Annotated in this window: 18 protein-coding genes; 1 reads left to right on the plus strand and 17 read right to left on the minus strand. The window is 27.6% G+C overall.

Annotated features, from left to right (window positions below; all coding sequences use genetic code 11):
* Positions 1-8: 8 nt before the first annotated feature.
* The 11 genes from ACK2WO_RS01280 to purR all read right to left on the minus strand — a co-directional run bounded on the left by ACK2WO_RS01280 (position 9) and on the right by purR (position 12,525).
* Complete coding sequence (locus tag ACK2WO_RS01280; protein WP_414698177.1) at positions 9-1,208, minus strand: type IV pilus twitching motility protein PilT; 1,200 nt, start codon at positions 1,206-1,208, stop codon at positions 9-11.
* A gap of 151 nt (positions 1,209-1,359) precedes the next feature.
* Complete coding sequence (locus tag ACK2WO_RS01285; protein WP_329982132.1) at positions 1,360-2,028, minus strand: ABC transporter ATP-binding protein; 669 nt, start codon at positions 2,026-2,028, stop codon at positions 1,360-1,362.
* 25 nt (positions 2,029-2,053) lie between these two features.
* Positions 2,054-3,802 (minus strand): ABC transporter ATP-binding protein, encoded by a 1,749-nt coding sequence (locus ACK2WO_RS01290; RefSeq protein ID WP_118548700.1) that lies wholly within the window; start codon positions 3,800-3,802, stop codon positions 2,054-2,056.
* A gap of 40 nt (positions 3,803-3,842) precedes the next feature.
* Positions 3,843-4,844, minus strand: a complete 1,002-nt coding sequence (locus ACK2WO_RS01295) for a radical SAM/SPASM domain-containing protein (protein WP_118548701.1) — start codon at positions 4,842-4,844, stop codon at positions 3,843-3,845.
* Positions 4,845-4,881: 37 nt separating this feature from the next.
* Positions 4,882-6,753 (minus strand): ABC transporter permease, encoded by a 1,872-nt coding sequence (locus ACK2WO_RS01300; protein WP_414698728.1) that lies wholly within the window; start codon positions 6,751-6,753, stop codon positions 4,882-4,884.
* Positions 6,702-7,322 carry a hypothetical protein gene (locus tag ACK2WO_RS01305; RefSeq protein WP_414698178.1) on the minus strand — a complete coding sequence of 207 codons (621 nt, stop codon included), beginning with the start codon at positions 7,320-7,322 and terminating at the stop codon, positions 6,702-6,704. Before ACK2WO_RS01305 ends, ACK2WO_RS01300 begins: the two co-directional genes overlap by 52 nt.
* Positions 7,323-7,326: 4 nt before the next feature.
* A complete protein-coding gene (locus ACK2WO_RS01310; RefSeq protein WP_118548703.1) occupies positions 7,327-8,481 on the minus strand; it encodes a radical SAM/SPASM domain-containing protein in 1,155 nt (384 codons plus the stop codon).
* Between the two features lie 68 nt (positions 8,482-8,549).
* Positions 8,550-8,711 (minus strand): hypothetical protein, encoded by a 162-nt coding sequence (locus tag ACK2WO_RS01315; protein ID WP_414698179.1) that lies wholly within the window; start codon positions 8,709-8,711, stop codon positions 8,550-8,552.
* Positions 8,712-9,139: 428 nt separating this feature from the next.
* On the minus strand, positions 9,140-10,090 hold the full coding sequence (locus ACK2WO_RS01320) for a ribose-phosphate diphosphokinase (RefSeq protein WP_118548704.1): 951 nt from the start codon (positions 10,088-10,090) through the stop codon (positions 9,140-9,142).
* 90 nt (positions 10,091-10,180) lie between these two features.
* Positions 10,181-11,584: a bifunctional UDP-N-acetylglucosamine diphosphorylase/glucosamine-1-phosphate N-acetyltransferase GlmU gene (gene glmU / locus ACK2WO_RS01325; protein ID WP_414698180.1), complete on the minus strand. Its 1,404-nt coding sequence runs from the start codon at positions 11,582-11,584 to the stop codon at positions 10,181-10,183.
* Positions 11,585-11,676: 92 nt separating this feature from the next.
* Complete coding sequence (gene purR, locus ACK2WO_RS01330) at positions 11,677-12,525, minus strand: pur operon repressor (RefSeq protein WP_414698181.1); 849 nt, start codon at positions 12,523-12,525, stop codon at positions 11,677-11,679.
* A gap of 208 nt (positions 12,526-12,733) precedes the next feature.
* Between purR and murC the strand changes: the two genes are divergently transcribed.
* Entirely contained in the window at positions 12,734-14,101 is a 1,368-nt protein-coding gene (gene murC / locus ACK2WO_RS01335; protein WP_414698182.1) for a UDP-N-acetylmuramate--L-alanine ligase, read from the plus strand.
* 48 nt (positions 14,102-14,149) lie between these two features.
* Here murC and ACK2WO_RS01340 read toward each other — a convergent pair whose 3' ends face one another.
* The 6 genes from ACK2WO_RS01340 to ACK2WO_RS01365 all read right to left on the minus strand — a co-directional run bounded on the left by ACK2WO_RS01340 (position 14,150) and on the right by ACK2WO_RS01365 (position 18,764).
* Complete coding sequence (locus ACK2WO_RS01340; RefSeq protein ID WP_414698183.1) at positions 14,150-14,956, minus strand: hypothetical protein; 807 nt, start codon at positions 14,954-14,956, stop codon at positions 14,150-14,152.
* A gap of 41 nt (positions 14,957-14,997) precedes the next feature.
* Positions 14,998-15,858 (minus strand): 16S rRNA (adenine(1518)-N(6)/adenine(1519)-N(6))-dimethyltransferase RsmA, encoded by an 861-nt coding sequence (rsmA, locus tag ACK2WO_RS01345; RefSeq protein ID WP_414698184.1) that lies wholly within the window; start codon positions 15,856-15,858, stop codon positions 14,998-15,000.
* A gap of 50 nt (positions 15,859-15,908) precedes the next feature.
* Positions 15,909-16,445: a ribonuclease M5 gene (gene rnmV, locus ACK2WO_RS01350; RefSeq protein WP_178412723.1), complete on the minus strand. Its 537-nt coding sequence runs from the start codon at positions 16,443-16,445 to the stop codon at positions 15,909-15,911.
* A 36-nt stretch (positions 16,446-16,481) separates the two neighbouring features.
* The gene (locus ACK2WO_RS01355; protein WP_414698185.1) at positions 16,482-17,498 is read right to left on the minus strand and encodes a Gfo/Idh/MocA family protein; all 1,017 of its coding nucleotides are present in this window, start codon (positions 17,496-17,498) and stop codon (positions 16,482-16,484) included.
* A 181-nt stretch (positions 17,499-17,679) separates the two neighbouring features.
* Positions 17,680-18,126: a PTS sugar transporter subunit IIA gene (locus ACK2WO_RS01360; protein WP_414698186.1), complete on the minus strand. Its 447-nt coding sequence runs from the start codon at positions 18,124-18,126 to the stop codon at positions 17,680-17,682.
* On the minus strand, positions 18,111-18,764 hold the full coding sequence (locus ACK2WO_RS01365) for an HAD family hydrolase (RefSeq protein ID WP_414698187.1): 654 nt from the start codon (positions 18,762-18,764) through the stop codon (positions 18,111-18,113). The genes ACK2WO_RS01360 and ACK2WO_RS01365 overlap by 16 nt, the downstream gene beginning before the upstream one ends.
* Positions 18,765-18,825: the final 61 nt, after the last annotated feature.

The raw sequence follows: 18,825 nt of genomic DNA on the forward strand, positions 1-18,825 counted from the left end.
GTCTTTTCTTATCTATTATTTATTTCATCTAAATATATTTCCTCGGAAATAATTCCTTCTCGATACAATGTTTCTATCTGCTCTTCAAACATCTGCATTCCGTATTTCTTTCCAGTTTTTATCATATCATCGATACTCTCATCTTTTCCTTCTCTTATCATAGCAGCTATTGAGTTTGTATTTTTCATAATTTCAAATATAGCTCTTCGTCCATTATTTGCTTTTATAAGTCTTTGAGAAAATACATATCTAAGCTGATTAGCCAAAAGTCCCCTTATCTCTTTATGTCTTTCAGACTCAAACAGATTCACTATCCTATCTATCGCCTCAGATGCTTTAGATGTGTGAACTGTAGATAGTACAAGATGTCCTGTTTCAGATGCAGAGAGAGCAGTTTCAACAGTCTTTTTATCTCTTATTTCTCCAATCATTATAACATCTGGATCTTGTCTTAAAGATGATTTCAATCCATATAAAAAATCTACGGTATCTTTTCCACATTCTCTTTGACTTATTATGCTTTTATCACTCTTATGCAAATATTCTATAGGCTCTTCTAAAGTGATAATATGTTTCTTTGATGTTTTGTTTATTCTATCTATTATTGCAGCAAGAGTAGTACTTTTTCCACTTCCTGTAGCTCCTGTTATCAATATTATTCCACTTTTTAAATCACCAGAATTACATACTATATCTGGAATATTCAATTCCTTTGCTGTTTTTACATGACCTGGAATCAACCTAATTGATATACAATCTCCCCCATTCCGTCTATAGATATTAACTCTTATTCTAAAAAAATTTTCGTCTTCTTTATTTACTTTAGTTTTATTAAGTTCTACATTGTAAAAACTATATTCTTTAACACCCTCTTTTATATATCTATTTATATCATTTCCTATAATCTTATTATCTTTTGTATCGTTATTTTCTATTTCATTTTCTAAATCTACAAAATTTAAATTCCTAGAAAAATCTATTTCTCCACATTCTTCGTCCAAATATTTTTCATATCTCTTCTTGAGCTTAGTTTCTTCACTTCCTATTAAATCATCACAAAATTCCCTACAATTATAACTATCTACAACTTTTGATGAATATCTCGTTAGCTCTCCATCAATTCTAAAAGTTATATAATCATTACAAATTATGTGAATATCAGATGCATTAAATCTCTTAGCATTTAAAATTACTTCTTTTATATTCAAAAAATCATCTCCTATAAATTATATTTCTATAATTATTATTTACAAGATATAGTATATTTATTTATCAAAACAAAAAAGGAAACAATTTTAATTATTATACACACCGTATATAACTAAATTGTTTCCTTTTATACTTTTTAAGCTTTACTTTTTATACAATTTTTCCATCACTTATTGTTATTATTCTATCCGCACTATCTGCAATACTTTGATCATGTGTTATCATAAGCAACGTCCGATTAAATTCTTTTACAGTATTTTTTAATAAACTCATAACATCTTGTGTAGTTTTTGAATCAAGATTTCCTGTAGGTTCATCAGCAAATATTATAGCTGGTTTATTTGATAAAGCTCTAGCTATTGCCACTCTCTGTTGCTGACCTCCAGATAATTCATTTGGGAATTTTTTTATCTGTTCTTCAAGACCAACTGCTTTTATTATGCTATTTATATATTCTTCATCTGGTTTACTTCCATCTAAAAGTATAGGCAATATTATATTGTCATACACATTTATAACAGGTATAAGGTTGAAAGATTGGAAAATGAAACCAAATTTTTTACGTCTTATTTCTGATAATTCTTCATCATTATAATCATATATATTTTTACCATCTAAAATGACTGTTCCATCTGTAGGTTTATCTAGTCCTGCCATACAATGAAGTAACGTACTCTTTCCAGATCCAGATGTCCCTATTATCGCTGTAAATTTTCCATCTTCTATTTTTAAACTAACTCCATCTACTGCTTTGACTATATTTTCATTTTTACCATAATATTTTTTTAAGTTTATTACTTCCAAACGAGATTCTTTCATAATCAACACCTCTTTCCAGATTCTTTTATTTAATTGTATCTTCTTGAACAAACATTTTCCTATATACTTTATTATTTTTTAATAATTCTATGTGATTTCCTTCTTCTATAACTTTTCCATTTTCTAACACATATATTTTATCAGCATCTACAATAGTAGAAATTCTATGAGCTATAAATATAACTGTTTTTTCTTTTGTAAATTCTTTTATTGTTTTTAAAACTATTTTTTGAGATATATTATCTAATGCAGAGGTTGCTTCATCAAATATTATTATTTTTTCATTACCTAGTAAAGCTCTAGCTATTGATAGCCTTTGCTTTTGACCTCCAGATAGTTTAACCCCATTTTCACCAATAATTGTATCAAATCCATCTTCCAAATCATCTACAAATTCGTTTATTCTCAATTTATTACAAAGATTTATAAATTTGCCTTCTTCTATATTCTTTCTATTCAAAAGTATATTATTTTTTATTGTATCGTCAAATAGCAATGAATCTTGTGTAACTATTGATATATTTTTTCTCAAGTTTTTTAGATTATATTCTCTTATATCTACATTATTTATATATATTTCTCCATCATCGACATCCCACATTCTAAAAATCAAATTTATAATAGTAGATTTACCACTTCCACTACTTCCCACTAATGCAGTTGTTTCATATGGTTTAAATACAATATTTATACCATCCAAATTTTTATACTCTTTAGTATAAGAAAATGATACATTTTCAAATTTTATTGTACAATTATCATCTTTTTCTATCTTTTTTCCAACATTATTTTGTTGTATTTCTATTGGTTCATCAATGAGTTCAAATATCCTTTCTGCTGATACGAGTGCTTGTTGTATCCTTGTATTTGAATTTACTATCCTTGTACAAGGCATTATAAGTAGTCCTATATATTGTTGAAAAGATATTAGCTCTCCTAAACTTAATTCATTATTTATTATTTTTAATCCACCATAACCAAATATACTTATAATAATAAGCCCACTCATAACATTTATTTCTGATGTATTTTTAGCTATTTTCAAATCCAAGTTAATACATTTATTCGTAAGTATTCTTTGCTCTTTTGTATATCTTTTAAAAAAGTTTTGTTTTGACTTCGATATCACTATATTCATAATATTTGATACATATTCCTGAATTAAATTTGAAATATCTCCATCTTTTTGTCTTATTTCTTTTGTTTTATTTGACAATTCTTTTGAAAATTTTGTTTGAATAACAATTATAATTAATTGTATTACTAATACAATTATTAATAAATCTGGTTGCAAGTTTATTAATATTATAAGTGTTGCTACAGCTGTAATTATATCAATTACTATTGAGAGTAATATTTCTATACCAAAATTTTCTATATTAAATATATCAGAGTTTAAAATACTTATTATATTTCCTGTTTTTATATTGCTATAATAATTTCCAGATAGTTTTGATAAATGTTTTAAAGATCTATTTTTAAGTTTAATAGCAATTCTTTTTTTCATAATAGATTCTAAATAAGTTAGTACTATATTTAAAATTGCTGATATAATTATTACCAACGTATATAAAAGTATAGACTTTATAAGTAAATTGGTATTTTTTAATCCTATAGCATTATCTATTATAGTTCTTGTTATTTGTGGTTCTATAAGATCAAGTCCTGCAATAGTCAACATAATACAAAACAATATTGCTATTAAATATTTATTTCCTTTGACTAAAATACGAACAAACCTAGAAAATAATTTTGTTTTTTTATTATCTTTCATTACAAATTTATTTTCCTTCCTTTAAATATTTATTATTTTATTAAAAATTTTTGTTCTTTAAACTTATTTCATTAGTTTGAAAAAGTATCCCATTAAATCTACATACTATTGGTGATGGTAACTCGAAAGAACCTGTTACAGTTTTATTTATAATTTTACATCTCGTTCCTTCACAATAATCATATAAATCACAATTCCTACAACTAGAAATAACTTTTTTATTTTCATGAATTATCCTATCAATCTTTTCTTTATATATTCCTTCATTTACATTCCCTATAATCATTTCTTCATTACCAATAACTCCAATACAGGGATATATTGTTCCATCGTGATATATGTTCATGCCTATTTCACAATTTCCTAATAAAGTTAAGTCTTTTTCTAATAAATTAGAATTTATATCTCTTTCCGAATAACTATCTTTTATTTTCAATACATTTTTAAATAATACTTCTAAATCTTCCTCATCCCAGTTTTTATCGTTCATATCAGGATGTGCAACTATAGTTTTAAATCCATTTTCCACAAGAAATGAAAAACTTTCATATAATAAACTTGCTGTATCCTTATTAAATGTCATTCTGATTCTTAAATTATCTACTATATCATTAAAAATTTTTGCATTCTTTAATACTTTATTATGGCTTCCTTCTCCATTTTTAAACACTCTAAACTTATCATGTGCTTCTTCATTTCCGTCAATACTTATAGTTAAACCATCAATATCCTTTGATACAATTGATAATATATCCTCATTTAAGATTGTAGCATTTGATGTTGTTGTTATAATTATTTTTTCATTTATTTCTGATTCTATATCTCTTATTTTCTTTATAGAATACTTTAGTTTATCAATTTCTAAAAATGGTTCTCCTCCATGAATAGATATTTTTTTTCTCACTTTTAACTCTTCTTTTAAAAATTCAAGAGATTTATCTATATTTTCATAACTTATAGTATTATTATTTTTACAATTTGTTTCATAACAATATTTACACTTTAAATTACATTTTTCAGTTATTGTGATAGATATACCCATAATCTTTTAAATATCCTTTCTAGTATAATTCTACTTTTTATAATTTAATATTCATATTATTTTTCAAGTTTAAAATAATATAAACAACAATATTTACAAAACAAATAAGCATTAATTTACAAACTTCAAATTTAAAATTATTTACAGAATATCCCATTTTGTAGAAATAATTATATATAGAACATTGACTTAGTATACATATCATCACTGTTATAATTATACTTGTTATAACAACTATATTAATTTCTCGCTCTATAATCTCTTTTATCTTTCTTCTACTAACACCCAAAATTCTCATCATTTCATAATCATCAGTTCTTATTCTCAAAAATTTATTATATAAAAGAACAAATAATAATATTGACGATATGTAGATGATTATACTCACAGCTTCTAACGCCAGCCCTTGTATATCCGAACTATTTTTTAAAGCTTCCCTTTCTTCATGCTTATCTACAATATTGACATTATAAGCATTCAATATATTGTTTATACCTTCCACTACAGTATTTATTGATAATTTATCAGATATATTGATACTCATTGTGTTATATGTTACCTTTTTAAATATCTTTTTATACATATCTCTACTTACAATAATTTGTGGTAAATCATCTTTTGTATAATAATCCCCTGAAAAAGTATATTCATTTGAAAGTTTTTTTATAGGTATTTTTATATTATTTTCATTTTTACCAAAATTGTATATCTCATTTTGAGAGTATTCATTTATTTTTCCATATCCAAAATCTACATATTTTCCTATAAAATCTTTATTCATATTTTCTATCCACTCTATAGGAATATATATCGTAGCTTCAGATTTGTTATTATCTATTCCATATTTTTTCGCTGTTTCATCATCAAATGAAAATACAGAACCTTTTATAATAAATAAATCTTTTTCCTCTTTTATTCCACCTTTTATCGATGTTGTATAATTTTCATTTATTTCATCAGTTAAATTTCTCAAATAGTTTATGCTTTTTTCACTCATATTTTTCTTTTCTAATTTGATATCTCCCATATGCTGAGCCGACACAAGCATATTACTTACAATATTTTTATTATCTACATTCATATTTTTTATTTTATTATAATCATTTTCAGATATTCCATCGAAATTAAAGTCGCTACTTTCAACCAATATATCGTAGTTATATCCATTTGTATAATCATTTATAAGTTTTTTATTGTGATAATCCATCATTTTTGAATAATAATTTTGAGAGAAATATATTGTATTTGACAGTATAATTATAACCGACATTGCTATTAGTATATTTTTATTTCTTATAGAATATCTTAAAGAAATTTTCTTCATTACATCTTTTTTATTAGATAATTTATCTATAATCTTTATATGTTTAAATTCTCTAATATTTTGTTTATTTTTATTTCCAGAAATAATATAATAATCTATTTTTGAAGATACAATCGCTGCCAAAATTCCTATTACTAAAAAAATAAGAATCGCTTTGTTGTATTCTATTGTATTAATGTTATTTCCTATTAAATTTTGATTAAATAAATACATATATTTTTTTAAAAGATTTGTTACAATGATTGATATTAATATTGAAAATATTTCTGATAATAAAATAGAAATACTCATTTCTTTTAGAAGCATATTTGAAAATGTATATTTTTTCATTCCTAACACATCCATTATTTTATATTCATTTTTTCTATATATTAAATTTACATTTGAAATCATAGCTATTATAAATGTTAAAGAGAAAAATAATATTATATAAGATGTTATGTATTCTTTTGAAAAGATTGTACTTTCTTCAATTATTCCATTAACATTTTTATTTTCGTGTATGTCATCTTGCTTTATTTTACATTTATTAATTAAATAGCCTTTAAGTTTTTTATATCTTTCGTGTCCTTTAATTTTATTAATATCTCAGAATTTTTAGATATTTTATCTTTTTCATTGATATCATATATAATACAACTTGCTCTAATTTTATTTGGTGCAATATCAGATATTACAGCACCTATCTTTATTCTTTCTTGTGCTGATTTATTTACTGATATTGTTTTTATATTTATGGTATCTCCTACATTTACATTCATAAGATTTGCAACCCATTTTTCTACTACTACGCCATTTGTAAGTTTTCCATCTAATATAGACGTTTCAAAATTATTTAGATAATTTTTGTTTATTTCTTCTACAGGAAATACTTTTTCACCTATTTTTATAATTGACTTTGTATTTGAATACGATATATTTTTTATATTTTTATATGATTTGATTTTTTGATATTCTTCATTATCAATGTTTTTTATTAGTAAATTAAATTCTCCACTATAGCGTTCAGCATCTTTTAATCTGTAATAGTTCATAGTTTCTTTGATATTTAATGAAATAAATAATATGGAAAAAATTATAGTTAAAATAAATATCATCAATTTATTACTTTTTATTTTTGTGAGTGTTAAATTATTTATAACATTTAATTTCATAAATTTAATCCTCCCATATTTCTTTATAAAGATGACTATAAATTTTATTACACATATTATCTTTCATATATTTATTTTTTATCTCTTTTTTACTTCCTGGACACGTCCAACAAAATGGTTCAACTTTACAATCTTTACAATCATCCAAAAATTTTTCATTTACATCAATTTGCTTTTTTATTTTCATACTTTCTAAATCATTTTGTAAAATATTTCCTAATAAAAACTCCTCCTCTGTAAATTGAGGACATGGATAAACATCTCCATTTTCTTTTATAAAAAACTCACTTTTACCTGCTAAACACTTTCTAGCATTTAATTCATACCATTTTTTTTCAAAAAAATCTTCTGGAATAAAAAATATATCTTTATTATTTTTGAATAATTCTATATTTTCCTTTCCTCTACCACTTTCAGAAAAATATCTTGTTTGCGGATAAACGTTTATATCTTTGCAAAATTCAATAAATTTTGCTTGTTCATTATAATTTTTTTCCGAAAATACCATAGAAACTGTTATTTTTTCAAAATCTGCTGATTTTATCTTTTTTATATTATTTATTACTTTAGAAAATACTCCTTTACCTCTTATTTTCGAACAACTTACTTCATCGTAACCATCTATACTTATATCTATTTGATCCACTAATTTTGTTATTATTTTTATATTATTATCATTAAACAAAGTTCCATTTGTAGATAAAATTATTTTACAATGCCCTCTATCTTTTAAGTATTTTAAATATGCTTCTATATTATCTAACATCATTGGTTCTCCACCACTTATCTGTATTACATCTGGATTAAATTCTAAGATTTTATCCAATATTTTATATATTTTTTCTAAATCAATAACTTTATCATTTAATCCATAACTAAAACAACAATGTTTACACAATAAATTACATTTATCTGTTATTTCATATCCTATAAATTTTTCAATGTCATTTTTTCTTATATTATTAGTTTCCTTTATTATATTTTTTAAAAAGATTCTATCTTCATTTTCAAAATCGTTTATACTAATATTTCTTTTTTCTAAATCCAATAAAATTTTATATACTTCATAAGATATTTTTATCCATTTTCCATTATTATTATTGATTAGTATTACTTTACTATCATTTTCTATTATTTTTAAATTATTTAACATTCCCATTTCTATCTCCTTAAATAAATAAAGAGGATGTTAATTTTACATCCTCTTTATTTTAATTTTAAAACATCTTACATATAAGCACTTTTCCAAGAAGGTGGTTTACCATAAGCACTACAATCATTACTACAATCTGAACCTAAGTAGCGATTTGATTTTCCCACAACATAGCATTTCTGCTTATTTGTTTTTGAGGCTTTAACATTTTTGTTTTTTATTTTCTTTAGTTCCATAGACTTTTCCTCCTATTATTTTTTATATAAACATATAATTATATGAATATATTTCTGTGATTACGTTTTCTCAAGTATAATATCAAAAATACACATTGTCAATATTTTATTAATTTATTTTTATATTTTATTAAATTTAATATTAAATAATGAATATTTTATTTTATTTTTTTATTTTTATATTTATTTTTCATTAATTATTTTAATTTTTAATAAATTAACCAATGTTTCTATAACCCTATTTTGTTTTTTTATTAACATAAAATTTCGTTATTGTAACATTAATAATGATTATTTTTTATTATTAGAATGAATTTTACATATAAATTCCAAAAAACAAAAAAGAGGAGCTAACTCCAAATAGTACGCCTGTCACCTGAATAAGCTCAAGCACTATTAGAGTTACTCCTCTTTCTACTTATATTCAATTAGAATAATTCACTTACTGATTTGTTGCTGAATATTTTATCTATAGCTTCTGCAAATATAGGAGCTACTGATTTAACTTTTATTTTTTCTATCTGTTTTTCTTCTGGTAACTGTATAGTATCAAGAACAACTAATTCTTTCATTGAAGAATTTTCTATTCTTTCTATAGCTGGACCTGATAAAACAGCGTGTGTACAGCAAACGTAAACATCTTTAGCACCGAATTTTTTAACTGCTTCAACTGCATTTACTATTGTTCCTGCAGTATCTATCATATCGTCAAGAAGTATTACGTTTTTACCTTCAACCTCACCTATTAAGTTCATAACTTCACATACATTTGGTCTTGGTCTTCTTTTGTCTATTATAGCTATAGGCACTTCACCATTTAATGAATTAGCAAATTTTCTAGATCTTGTAACACTACCAAGGTCAGGAGATACTACTACTAAATCTTCTATATTTTTTTCATTGAAGTATTCAGATAGTAATGGACCACCTAGTAAGTGATCTAGAGGTATATCGAAGTATCCCTGTATCTGAGATGCATGTAAGTCCATAGTTAAGACTCTATCTGCGCCAGCTGCTACTATTAAGTTAGCAACTAATTTAGCTGTGATTGGATCTCTTGCTTTCGCTTTTCTGTCCTGTCTTGCATAACCATAGTATGGTATTACAGCAGTTATTCTTCCTGCAGATGCTCTCTTAAGTGCATCTATCATTATTAATAATTCCATTAAGTTGTTGTTTACCGGACTGTTAGTAGACTGAACAACGAAAACGTCGCAACCTCTTACAGTTTCGTTCATGTTAACACATATTTCACCGTCGCTGAATGTTCCAACTTCACAGTCAAGAACTGGTACGTTTAACTGTTTAGCTATTTTTTCAGCTAACTCTTTAGATGCGTTACCGGCAAGTATTTTGATTTCGCTACCGCTAGTATTCATTTAGTTAACCCTCCAAACATTTTTTACAATATATAACTATTTAAACCAAAAGTTTAAAAAGAAATCAAGTTTAATTAATATCCCAAGATATTATTTTTTATTTTTTGCTTTTTCTTCAGATAATTTCTTATCTCTAGCTTCTTTTTTATCCATCCAATTTTCTTTTATGCACTGTCTCTGTCTTGCTATTGCAAGTGCTCTTCCTGGAACATCATCTGTTATTGTAGAACCAGTAGCTATATATCCCTGTTCTTCAACAGTAACTGGAGCTACTAGATTTGAGTTTGATCCTATGAATGCATTGTCTTTTACTACTGATCTGAATTTATGTACACCATCGTAGTTTACAAATACAACTCCACATCCTACATTTACATTTTTACCTACTTCAGCATCTCCTATGTAAGATAAGTGTGATGCTTTAGAGCCATCGCCGAATTTAGCATTTTTGATTTCAACGAAATCTCCTACCTTACATCCATTTCCTACATCTGCTTTAGGTCTTAGGTATGCGTATGGTCCAACTTTTGTATTTTCTCCAACTTTAGCTTCTAATAAAGTAGATATTTTTATTTCTGTTCCATTTCCAACTATTGAATCAGTTATTGATGAATTCATACCTATTATACAGTCAGAACCTATTTTTGTTTTACCAACTAAATTAACTCCTGGGTATACTATTGTATCATTTCCTATTTCTACATCAGCTTCTATGTATGTAGTATCAGGGTCTATCATAGTTACACCATTTGCCATGTGGAATTCATTTATTCTTTTTCTCATAGCTTTTTCAGCCTGAGAAAGCTGTAATCTTGAGTTTACTCCCATTAATTCTTCTATTGAAGAACCTGCAAATGCTCCAACTTTTAGAGATTTTTCTCTCATTACTTTTATAGCATCTGGAAGATAGTATTCTCCCTGAGCGTTGTCGTTGTTTATTTCTTTTAAAGCTTCTTTTAGGCTTTTACCGTTGAAGCAGTATATTCCTGAGTTTATTTCTTTTACTAGTTTTTCTTCTTCACTAGCATCTTTCTGTTCTACTATCTTTAGTAGGTCACCATTTTCATCTCTTATTATTCTTCCATATCCTGTAGGGTCGTCTACTATTGTTGAAAGAACTGTAGTATGACAGTTGTTTTCTACATGGTATTCGAATAATTTTTTAAGAGTATCTTCTTTTATAAGTGGAGTATCTCCACATAATACTACTATAGTATCTTCATCTTCTATATATTCTTCAGCCATTCTTACAGCATGTGCTGTTCCTAGCTGTTCTGTCTGCATAACTGTTATTATATCGTCTGAAAGTCTTTCTATTACGGCTTCAGCTCCATGCCCAAGAACTACTATAGTTTCTTCTACTCCTGATTTTTTAGAAGTATCAACTACATGGTTTACCATCTCTTTACCACATACTTTATGTATTACTTTTGGGTATTTTGATTTCATTCTTGTTCCCTTGCCCGCAGCAAGTATTATTGACTTAAATTTCATTTAACATCTCTCCATTGACTAATTCGTTTATTTTTTAAGATTTAATTTAATAAAAAATTACATTATTATCTTTAAATATATCACTTTTTAGGCTAAATGTACATATCTTCCGTATCTTCTTCTGTTTCAGTATCAGCCAAAATTTCTCTATTTGGCTCTACTATTATCTCATTTCCCTGAACATCAAGCTGTATTAATGATATATAGTCATCAACCATTTTTTCTTCCGGTTTCATAGTAGATATAAATACACCGATTCCAATTACTTCCGCACTAAATTCTTTCATTAGGTCTATCATACCTTTTATAGTTCCTCCACCTCTCATGAAGTCATCTATTATGATAACCTTGCTATCTGGTTTTAGAGCTTTTCTAGGTAAGCTCATACTTTCTAATTTCCCACTATTTCCGCTGACATATGTCATACTAAGTGTAGGTCCTTCTGATACCTTTATGTCTTTTCTTATGATTACTAATGGTAAGTTCATAGCATTTGCAGTCATAAGAGCCATTGGAATACCTTTAGTTTCCATTGTAACAACATAATCAGCATCAGTATAATCTATATTAGAGGCAAATATCTTTCCTATTTTTGAAACAGTTCCAGGATCATAGATAAGGTCTATTAGGTATAAAAATCCACCTGATAATATTCTTCCTTCATCTTTAATTCTGTTACAAAGTTCCATTAAAAATTCTGCATTTTCTTGTTTAGATGTTTTTGGTATGTATTTTACTCCACCAGCCGCTCCTGATATTGTTATTACTTTTCCTAAATGTAGTTTTTCAAATACACTTTTAACAACAAGAAGGTCTTCACTTATTGTAGACTTAGCTGCATTAAACTGATTTGTAAAATAGCTAAGAGTGTATATTTTGTTCGGGTTATCAGATAGTGTCTTAACTATCGCTCCTATTCTTTCCGTTCTTTTAAATTTCATAATCTATTTCCCCCTGCTGCTTCTTAATCGCCGTTAAAACTGATGCACAACAAATTTACTTGTGATATAATAATTACTATGTTGATAATACAGTTTTGTCTTTTGTTGTATAATTTCGTGTGTTCGAGAAATATCGCACATTATCTTATTATATCACAAAAACGTTCATATTGTATTACTTTATATAAAAGAAAGGGTTGTTTTTATCATGAATATACATTTCATAGGAATCGGCGGAATCAGTATGAGTGCATTAGCTGAAATCTGCCTTAACAAAGGATATCATGTTTCAGGTTCTGACTCTCAGGAATCACCTATGACAGAAAAACTTAGAAATCAAGGTGCTGAAATATTTATAGGACAGAGAAAAGAAAATATTTCTGACGATGTAAACATGGTTGTTTATACAGCTGCTATACACCCTGATAATGAAGAGCTTATGGCTGCTAGAAAGAAAAATAAACTAATTGTAAATAGAGCTGCTTTTTTAGGACAGATAATGAGAGAGTATAAAAACTCTATCGCAGTATCTGGTACTCACGGAAAAACATCTACAACATCAATGCTTTCAGCTATATTTGAATACGCAGACTTAGATCCTACAATACTTGTAGGTGGTAACCTAAGTATGATAGGTGGTAATGTCAAAATAGGACATTCTAATCACTTTATAACAGAAGCTTGTGAATACGTAGATAGTTTCCTAAACTTCAATCCAAAAATATCTATAGTTTTAAATATAGAAGAAGACCATCTTGACTATTTCTCAGGAATAGATGAAATCAAAGCTTCATTCAATAAATTTGGTAAGCTTTTACCTCCTGATGGATACTTCATAATAAATGGAGATGATGAAAACACAGCTGATATACTTTACGATGTAAAGGCTACAGTTATAAAATACGGTAGCAATAAAGATAACGATGCTGTAATCAAAAATATAGAATTTGATGAACTTGGATGCGGTATATTCGAATTAGTTTACAATGGAGAAGATTTAGGCAAATTTGAATTATCTGTTCGGGGACTTCACAACATATACAATGCTGTTGCAGCAATAATAACTTCTATAGTATCTGGTATAGATGTAGAAACTATAAAAAGAAATATTAAGAAATATAGAGGTGTTGGAAGAAGATTTGAGTTTAAAGGAAAATACAACGGAGCAACTGTTGTAGATGACTACGCTCACCATCCAACCGAACTAAAATCTACTCTTTCTACAGCTAAGAGAATTAAAAAGAATAGATTATGGTGCATATTCCAGCCTCATACATATTCAAGAACTAAATCACTACTTAATGAATTCTCAGATGCTTTCTTCGCAGCTGATAAAGTTATCGTAACTGATATATACGCAGCTAGAGAAACTGACCCTGGTGATATTCACTCTACAGATTTAGTTGAAAAATTATACCACAACAATATAGATGCTAAGTACATAAAAGAATTCGACGATATAGTAGAATATCTTGCTGACAATGTAGAACCAGACGATTTTGTAATAACTGCAGGTGCTGGTCCTATATTCAAAGTTGCTGAAGCTCTTGTTGCTAAAGGAAATAAAAACAAATAGTATAAAAAATTAAAGGAGCAATCGAATTTTTCGATTACTCCTTTTTTATTACTCTTTAAATATATTCTCTTTTATGTATTTGTACATATCATTGTACACTTCATAGTAAGCCACGTATTCGCCTTTTTCCCCAGAGATAATTTTTATATAATTAGGTCCCATAGTGTCAATTCTTATACTAAAGCCTTCCCCATCTATATAGACACTATAGTTATATTTACTTTTTTCTCTAGCTTTTTCTGGTTGAACTTTTCCAACGTGTCTTTTGTACCTCATTTTACTAACTAGATTATTGTAGTTCCATTTGCGTAGAGTTTTTACATCTTCTCCTTTAGAAATGTGTACACTTTTCCATTTATTATCATTTATAGCAAAGTCAAAAGATGTATATATACTTTCATTTATAACCTTTTCAAAATCCTTCTTTTGAGAAACAGGAATTTTATAGTATTCTTCTTTTTCAACAGTGTAAACTTTTAAAAAGTCTAAATCTGTAGAAAATTTTATCCCTGTTGAAGAATATCCGCTATAAATTGGATCAAATGAAATAGCATTTCTAACCTTTCTAAATTCATTTAAATAATATTTATAATCTGTCCATCTATCTTTTTCAATCTTTATGCTAGTGTCCGTCTTTTTATCTGAAATATAAACTTTCCCACTAGCTTTTAATTGAGATAGTAGAGGTAATGTATTGTCGGCTACATTTTCCTCCCGAACCAATTTATTATCTTCTTCCGCCTCGTTAGTTTCATATTTAGTAGCTGCAAAGAATCCCACTATATATATAACAAAGAATGCTATTACACCTAAAACAATATAAAACCTTAACTTTGATTTCTTTTTAGTCGCCAATAACTCTACCCCCTTTCTAAAAAGTGTCCTTTTTTAGAGTACTATATATTTTTGTTTATTATATTAGAAAGGTGCGCAAATTCTTCTATGCTAAGAGTTTCCCCTCTTCTTTTTTCATCTATTCCAGCTTCTGCAAGTACTTCTTTTATCTTAGCCTTATCTAAAACTCCCATACTAGATAATGAATTTAAAAGAGTTTTTCTTCTCTGACCAAAAGCTGCTTTTACAGTTTTGAAGAATAATTGTTCATTATCAGCCTTGTATTTTTTCTCTTCTCTTATATGAAGACCTATAACTGTAGAGTCTACCTTAGGCTGTGGTATAAACATATGTCTTGGAGCTTTTGCAACTATTTCAGTATCACAGTAGTACTGAACTGCAACAGATAATGCTCCGTAATCCTTTGTAGATGGTACTGCATTCATTCTATCAGCAACCTCTTTCTGAACCATTACAACTATATCTGTAACAGGTATATCTTCCTCTAGGAATTTCATAACTATTGGAGTAGTTATGTAATATGGAAGGTTTGCAATTAATTTTACAGGATCTCCAGAAAGTTTTTCGTCTACTAGTTTGTTTATATCGACTTTTAATATGTCTTCATTTACTACCTCTGTATTGTCGAAATCTGCTAAAGTCTCTTTTAATATAGGTATAAGGTTTTTATCTATTTCAACAGCTACAACTTTTTCAGCTCTTTTAGCCATTTCTCTAGTAAGTGTACCTATTCCTGGCCCTACTTCTATTACCTTATCTCCTTCTTTTACTCTAGCTCCGTCTATTATCTTGTCTATTACGTTATCGTCTATTAAAAAGTTCTGTCCTAATGATTTTGAAAATTTAAATCCATGTTTGTCTACTATATCTTTTGTCGCTCTATGCGATGAAAGTCTATCCATAATTCCTCCTAATTTTTATAAATTTTGTCCTTATTCTGAACAATCTCTGATTATTTTTCTATTTCTTCTAATGCTTTTTCAAATTCTTCTCTTGTAACACCGTAGTTGTTTAATCTACTCAAGAACTGTTTTGCATTTCCGTAACCTATTCCTAAAAGCTGCCCCATTTTATCTCTTCTAAATGATGCATCGTCATTTCCTATTAGCCCATTTAAAAGTAGATCCTTCTGTGAAAATTCACTTCTATTTTCTGTGCTTTCAGTTCTAACTCTTTCAAGTGCAGCTCTTATGCTCTCTGGAGTAGCATTTTCTATACCTATATCTCCGTCTTTTTTAGCCTCTTCTCTAGGTAAAAATGCGTGCTTACATCCTGGAACTTCAGCTGTTATTGTTTTTCTAATTTTTTCTCCAGCAAAATCTGGATCTGTAAATATTATTACTCCTCTTCTTTTCTGAGCTTCTTTAATTCTCTCCATTACTCCTTTTGGAAATCCAAAACCACCAGTTGTAATAAGCTCAGCATCTACTGCTCTCTTTACAGCAGTTACATCATCTCTTCCTTCTACTACTATTATTTCTTTTATCATATTTTCTTCCTTACTATCTTATTTTTTTATCGACTATTAATTTTCGTCTGCAGGATATACTAAGTCTATCTGTCTTCTAACTTCATCCATTATCTCCATAACAATTAAAGTATTTTCTAATGTGTTTATATCAGACTCTTTCTTTCCTTCTCCTAAAGATTTCATAAATTCTTTAACAGCAAAATATATACTATCTACTTCAAATTTTTCATCCTTTTCAACTTCAAATTCCGCTGTTATATCTTCTACTCCACCTTTTCTGTGCTCTATTCTAACATCTGAAAATGTACTCATCTTATCTACTATTATACTTCCATCCTCTCCCTGGATTTCTGTTGGTATATTAGACTGAGTAATTTTTGAATATCTTATATCTGCAAGCATATCGTCATATTCAAGAATTATACTTCCTTCTCCGTCTACACCTGTAGATAATTTTACCGCATTTGCTTTTATATTATTTGGTCTACCAAATAAATTTACCATAGGATGTATGCAATACACCCCTATATCCATAAGTGCTCCATTTGATAATTCTTTTTTGAATGCATTTAAAACTATACCTTCTTTGAATTTATCATATCTTGATGAATACTGGCAGAAATTTGCAGAATATCTTCTTATCTTTCCTAGTTTATCTAAGTTGTTTTTTACATTTTGGAAATTAGGAGTACAAGTAAGCCTCATTTCCTCCATAAGTAAAACATTGTTTTCTTTTGCACATTTCACCATTTCTTCCGCATCTCTTTTATTTGTAGCAAATGGTTTTTCACATAGTACATTTTTTCCGTTGTTCATACATAGTATCGCTTGTTCTTTGTGCATAAAGTTTGGTGAAGCTATGTATATCGCATCTATTTCATCGCATTTTGACATTGCATCTAAATCATCAAAGAATAACTTTGCTCCATGCTTTTTACCAAATTCTTCTGCTTTTTCCATGCTTCTTGAGTAAACAGCCTTTAATTCAAATCCATCTAGTTTTTTCCCAGCTTTTATAAACCACTCTGTTATAGCACTAGTTCCAACCACACCAAATCTAACTGTTGTCATATTTATCCTCCATTTTTGATATTTATTATTTATTTTAGTTTTTTAATTTCCGTCAATCTTTTTAGTTACATTATTATATTATAACACTTGTACGCTATTTGAAGTATTTATTTATTGTTTTCTTTAGCAAAAAATAAGAAATCACCTGCTGTAGTTGTAAATCTAACAACAGGTGATTAATCTATTCTTCTATTTTTTTATTTAACAACTCTAAAAGCTCTTTTTCTTTTAAATTTTTCACACATTCTCTAAAATCTTCATGCATCAATAGTCTAGCTAACTTTGATAATATTTTTAAATGAAGATTGTCTTTGTTATCTTTTGGAGCAGCAATTAGAAATACTGTATCAACTTTTTCTTTTTCAGAGGTCCATTCTATACTATTTTTTAGTCTACTTATTGCTACACAAGGTTTGTATACTACATTGCTTTGGCTGTGAGGCAGCCCTATTCCATAACCTATATAAGTTGGAAACTTTCCTTCTCTTTCTATAACATCTTTAAAAAACTCATCTTTATCATTTAGATAATTTTCTTGGTCTAATTTTTCTATAAGAGTTTTTATCCCTTCTTCTTTTGAATCAACTTCTAAATCAGATACTATTAAAAAATCTACTTTTTCAGCCATTCTTCTACCTCTTCTAAAGAATCCACTATTTTAAGTGTTTTTTTCTTTAAATCATCATCTGGTTTTACAAAATCTGGAACCATTATGCATCTGAATCCGCCTTTGTACGCTGCCTCAACCCCAGCCTTTGAATCTTCTATCACTATACATTCTTCAGGAGTAAGGTTTAACTTTTGAGCTGCTTTTAAAAATATCTCTGGATTCGGTTTTGATTTTTTTACCTCATCTCCACAAACAACATCATCTACCATATCATCAAAATGTAAAAACTTCATTCTATTCTTCATTTTCCATCTAACTGTAGATGTTGCAATTGCAGTTTTATATCCATTTTCTATCAGATATTTTAAAAGACTTTCAAAACCTTTTTTAACCCCAGGCTTATTCTCCTCTAGATAGTCTATTACAGCTTGACCTTTTTCCATATAATAATCTTCCATTGGAAGTTCTCTACCATAAGCTTCCTTTAAACCTTCTATAGTATCATCTCTGCCTTTTCCCATAAGTGAAATTTGGGCCTCTCTATCCATTTGTATGCCATGTTTTTTTAGGATTTTCTCCCAAAATACAAGAGATAGGCTTTCTGTATCGATGATTACACCGTCCATATCGAATATTACACCTTTTACATCTTTCATATTATCACCTCTCTAAACAAAATCTCCCTAGTATCTATGATATTAGGGAGATTCCAATGTT

Source organism: Peptacetobacter sp. AB845, from assembly GCF_047528295.1.
GTDB lineage: Bacteria > Bacillota > Clostridia > Peptostreptococcales > Peptostreptococcaceae > Peptacetobacter.

Bases quoted from the DNA above. Each gene is read 5' to 3' on its own strand.
- ACK2WO_RS01285 (WP_329982132.1), bottom strand. From the start codon at position 2,028: ATGAAAGAATCTCGTTTGGAAGTAATAAACTTAAAAAAATATTATGGT.
- ACK2WO_RS01290 (WP_118548700.1), bottom strand. From the start codon at position 3,802: ATGAAAGATAATAAAAAAACAAAATTATTTTCTAGGTTTGTTCGTATT.
- ACK2WO_RS01295 (WP_118548701.1), bottom strand. From the start codon at position 4,844: ATGGGTATATCTATCACAATAACTGAAAAATGTAATTTAAAGTGTAAA.
- ACK2WO_RS01305 (WP_414698178.1), bottom strand. From the start codon at position 7,322: ATGAAATTAAATGTTATAAATAATTTAACACTCACAAAAATAAAAAGT.
- ACK2WO_RS01310 (WP_118548703.1), bottom strand. From the start codon at position 8,481: ATGGGAATGTTAAATAATTTAAAAATAATAGAAAATGATAGTAAAGTA.
- ACK2WO_RS01315 (WP_414698179.1), bottom strand. From the start codon at position 8,711: ATGGAACTAAAGAAAATAAAAAACAAAAATGTTAAAGCCTCAAAAACA.
- ACK2WO_RS01320 (WP_118548704.1), bottom strand. From the start codon at position 10,090: ATGAATACTAGCGGTAGCGAAATCAAAATACTTGCCGGTAACGCATCT.
- glmU (WP_414698180.1), bottom strand. From the start codon at position 11,584: ATGAAATTTAAGTCAATAATACTTGCTGCGGGCAAGGGAACAAGAATG.
- purR (WP_414698181.1), bottom strand. From the start codon at position 12,525: ATGAAATTTAAAAGAACGGAAAGAATAGGAGCGATAGTTAAGACACTA.
- murC (WP_414698182.1), top strand. From the start codon at position 12,734: ATGAATATACATTTCATAGGAATCGGCGGAATCAGTATGAGTGCATTA.
- rsmA (WP_414698184.1), bottom strand. From the start codon at position 15,858: ATGGATAGACTTTCATCGCATAGAGCGACAAAAGATATAGTAGACAAA.
- rnmV (WP_178412723.1), bottom strand. From the start codon at position 16,445: ATGATAAAAGAAATAATAGTAGTAGAAGGAAGAGATGATGTAACTGCT.
- ACK2WO_RS01355 (WP_414698185.1), bottom strand. From the start codon at position 17,498: ATGACAACAGTTAGATTTGGTGTGGTTGGAACTAGTGCTATAACAGAG.
- ACK2WO_RS01360 (WP_414698186.1), bottom strand. From the start codon at position 18,126: ATGGCTGAAAAAGTAGATTTTTTAATAGTATCTGATTTAGAAGTTGAT.
- ACK2WO_RS01365 (WP_414698187.1), bottom strand. From the start codon at position 18,764: ATGAAAGATGTAAAAGGTGTAATATTCGATATGGACGGTGTAATCATC.